The 4,272-nt window shown below is 38.5% G+C and carries 1 protein-coding gene; it reads right to left on the bottom strand.

What is annotated here, in order from left to right; genetic code table 11:
• On the bottom strand, positions 1 to 4,253 hold a 4,253-nt coding region (locus tag BAZSYMA_RS01805), incomplete at its 3' end, for a hemagglutinin repeat-containing protein (protein WP_143243058.1).
• Positions 4,254 to 4,272 lie beyond the last annotated feature (19 nt).

Below are 4,272 nucleotides of genomic sequence, written 5' to 3' on the forward strand. Positions count from 1 at the left end.
ACATGAAAATTGGCACCATTATTTCCCTTGCCTGCGGAAAATTCAGCCGCAATATCCAACCTAAATTTACTATTGTCTTCTTTGTGGGTACTCTGTGCGGATTCAATGGTTAATTCTTTGGCATCAACATTCAATGAATCAGCATCAACTTGTGTGCCAATAAAATTCGCTTTATTTTTAGCCTTAACAGTTAAGTTCTTACTCTTAATTGATCCACCTGTAACCGTGGTTATATTAATGTCTTTTCTAATCCTAGTCACTCTAAGTCCGAAATTACCATGAACGCCAGATGCTCCTCCTCCACCACCAATATCAGCACCACCACCATCGGTTTTTTCTTTTTCAATCATGGTGCTTGTGAGTCCTTCAAAAACCACATTATCACCTGACAAAGAAACATCTGATTTTGTTTCTATATTGGCTCCTTGTAATCTTAAGTCGCCATCGCCAGAAGAAATATTGATCGCACCCCCAGATTTAATCGTGGAAGCTACTCCTGTGGTTGCAACCTTGGATTTTGTGCTCTCCATATGATTTGCACTTGCACTAACACTACCACCCGTTAAAGTCAACTCAACACTTACACTGCCACTAAAATCAGTATCGCTACTGTCTGATAGAACGGTTGTTGTGTTGGTGGCTTGCTTAAAATCAACCCCCTTGGCACCGTAAATATCAATACCGCCTGTTGATTCAAAGTTTGTGCCTTCTAATGATACTTTGTTGGTGGTATTGATTTTAATATTGCCACCACTTTTAAAACTACCAACAACAGCAGTGCTAGACACCGTTTTGTCTTTCTTGCTGCTAAGATAACCAGTAACACCTGCAGTAGCCTCAGCTGTGGCATCAACACTTAACGTTGCTGTGCCACCAGTATTGTCGCTTTCATCTAATTGTTCGGCAATATTATTGGCTTGACTATTCGTATAATCCGCTGCATTTATAACAATATCGCCCGATGCCTCATAGTTGGTACCCACATCTCTAATGGCACCCTCAACGTCATAGGTGATACCTCCTTTTGATTTAAAATTCGTGGTGATTGATGTGATTGAGTTAGTTTTACTCTTGCTGTTTGCATTATCATTTGTAATGGTTGTTTGTATTGAGGGGGGTGCCAATGAAATAGAAACTTGAGGATCCTCTTCTGTTCCTAATTTATTGTTATTAAGCAACTCTTTCGCATTCATACCAGATCTTTTATCTGTTTTCGTTTCTGCCTCATCTTCGTCATTAGCATACTCAACTGCACCCTTTATAGACGATCCCATACCGTTGTTGGTCACACCATAGCTAATGCCCACTGCAACACTTTGCTCCTTTTTAGATAATTTTTGAATATTCTTGGCTGCATAATTGTGAACAGATTTGGCTTTAATCATAATCCCCTCTCCTGCAAAAGCCTGGGTGCCCTCATTTTCAATACTGTTGTTGGCCACTATTACCAGATTGCCTGCAGCATTCAATCTAGAAGTTCGTGCTTGCCTTTGATAAGAAGAATCTTCGGAATCGGTAACCGTAAGCTTAGAGCCCACACTGGCGTTATCAACATCTACATTGGCTGAAAGTGTTAGCTTTACCTCGGATGTATCTTCGTTCATTTTTGACTCATCATAAACTGCCTTAAACTTAACATCGTTGGCCTTTACCACTAAATCTCCTTTGGAATCCAATGTAGCGCCTTCAAAATTTGCTGTATTTTCTGCAAAAATAACAACATTGTCGCCACTAATATTTGATCCTATATGTGTTGTGTCTACTTTAGAAGTGTTGGTGGTGGTGGTGGTAAATGAGAGCGTGACATTTGCTGTTGTTTCTCCCTCATCAGCATCTGTACTAAATCCAAACTCTTCTTTCTTAACGGTTGTGTTTTCTGTATCGGTCAATTTTTGTGCTGTGATATTGACATCACCCTGTGTGCTACCTAAGATAACTCTTGTCTGACTTGTTATATTTGCCCCTTCAATATTAAGATTTTTTTGAGCGATTATACTGAGATCGCCATCGGCTTGAATGTTGGATTGAACAGCTGTTTGTGTTGTTGTAGTGGTTGTGGTTTCCGTGGAATTTAAACCTAAAAAACCAGAACGACTGTGTGAAGTAGAATAGGTGCTTTTTTCTAGGGTAATATTTTTGATATTTACCTTGCCATCCGTTCGAATATTTATGCCACCCCCAGAAATAATATCACTGGCCGTCACATTTAAATCATTTTTGGTTTTAATGCTAAGCCCTGTAGTGGCACTAATTGTAGTCTTGTCTAGAAATTCTTCATGATAATTATTCACTGTGCCATGACGCACTTTCAAGGTTTCAAGATTAATATTACCACCTACATCTAATATGACCGTGCCACCACTAATTTTTCCAGAAATAACATCAAGGTCGTTTTTTGTCGTAATTGACAAAGAATCTGATTTAATCTCTCCCCCAGCATTCAATAGATAAGTAACATCAATATTGGTATTGCCAGTCGCCATTATCATAGCGTCATTTGCTTTAAATTTTGTGGGAATATATAGCCTTGGCACCCTAACAACTTCACCGGAGGCAACTTTTTGATATACTTCCCAAATAATGGGCTTATCAAGAGAGGCAATTTGACTGTCTGTTAATGGCATGCCATATACAGGAATTGTCATAATGTGCATTGGTTTAGATTTAACTGGCGTACCATCAGGAGATAGCTTACTCATCTTATCAAGAGATACCTTACTCGCCTTAATGAACTCTGCAGCATTATCATAAAGAGTTTGTATCATGGTGAAGTCGTCACCATATTCTAGATACGAAACTGCGTTTAACCTTTGTGCTTGTTTTTTAATTAATTGTATTTCAAAATCTGTATTGCCTAGTTTTCTGGTGGTGTCTTTTATTCTTAATTTTTCAGCCAAATAATTAATATCCAGTTGCGAATGCTCATCTGTAATATATAAAGCGTTTTTTTCATAAAGATATTGGGCGTTAGAATCTTTTGTTGGCAAATAAAGACCATAAGGATTAGTTGGTAAAGGATCTAAAACATTACCTATTGTGGATGGGTTATATGATGCCGGGGGGGTATATTCAATCTCTGGTTCGTCTTCAATCTCTGTTGCTTCCCTATCGGCCTCAACCTCTTTCTCTTTTATTGTGTTATCGGATTTTGTAACTTCAGCACTTTCTATCTCTAATTCCCCATCTTCTGGTGCCTCTGGTATGTCTTGCCCTGTGTCTTGTGTTTTTTTACTAAGCTCTTGATCCGACAATGCATCATTTCTTTCACCTGTGTATAGAGAATCAGCCTTTATCTCGATATCTTTTGCAAATAATCCTGCTTTTATTGAACCTTTTTTTAGCTTCTCTCTATCCTCATTAACTGTTATAGTAACTTTGACTTTAGCCTTGGGCGTCAAGAAACATAGCAGCCCCCAGGCTATAGCAGAGCAGGTTATTTCTGTGACACAGTCCCCCCAGACTTCACCAATGGAGCAGACTTTTTCTGTGCGATGTTCTGTGGTTTTGGTAACCTTAAATAAACTAACTGATTGATTAATTATTCGACTGCCGTCCACATGGCTAGTTAAATTAAGGGTATCTGTAGCACTTAGTGTTCCCCCTGTATTTTGAACTTCCTTGAAACCTAAGATGCTTAAATTTCTAGTGGCTGATATGCTAGGCCTGTTATTATTAGGATTAAATCCATCAAGATATTCCTCATGAAATACCTCCACTATCTTCGTATAACTGGTTGATTTGGTAAAGTATTGATCAGCAATTGTTTGAGAAACAAGCACCATTTTATCTTTTTTACCAAAGTTACTGTCACTTGGAATGGTATTAACCACTTTCTTGGCAACTATTAGAATGTTCTCACTTTCAATATCACCTTGATTAATTAATTCCATCTCCCCTACAATAGAACCAACATTTGATGGCAGCGTTAACGCACCTTCACTGTGTGCCATTCTTAACTGTGTTTGAGCACTAATACAACCGTTGCTAGCAACACAACCCTTGCCCGTATTGTGGATATAGTTAGGTGCCACTAAATCTAATGTCTCGTCAGAATAAATAAACCCTTTGTTGTCAATATTGCCAGAAATACCCAAATGCTTAAAACCTGTTATAGCAGCGTTTACAGCTATGCTAATAAGCGTTGCCTTGAGTGTTAAATTACCAAGAGATGATATTGCTGAATGTTCGGAGATAACGAGATTCTTGTCCACCTTGATGCTATTATTCACCTCACTGCCAGTTAATAATATCATTGCCTTCTGACCGATCTTA

The sequence above is a fragment of the Bathymodiolus azoricus thioautotrophic gill symbiont genome (assembly GCF_001298715.1).
Taxonomy (GTDB): Bacteria; Pseudomonadota; Gammaproteobacteria; order PS1; family Pseudothioglobaceae; genus Thiodubiliella.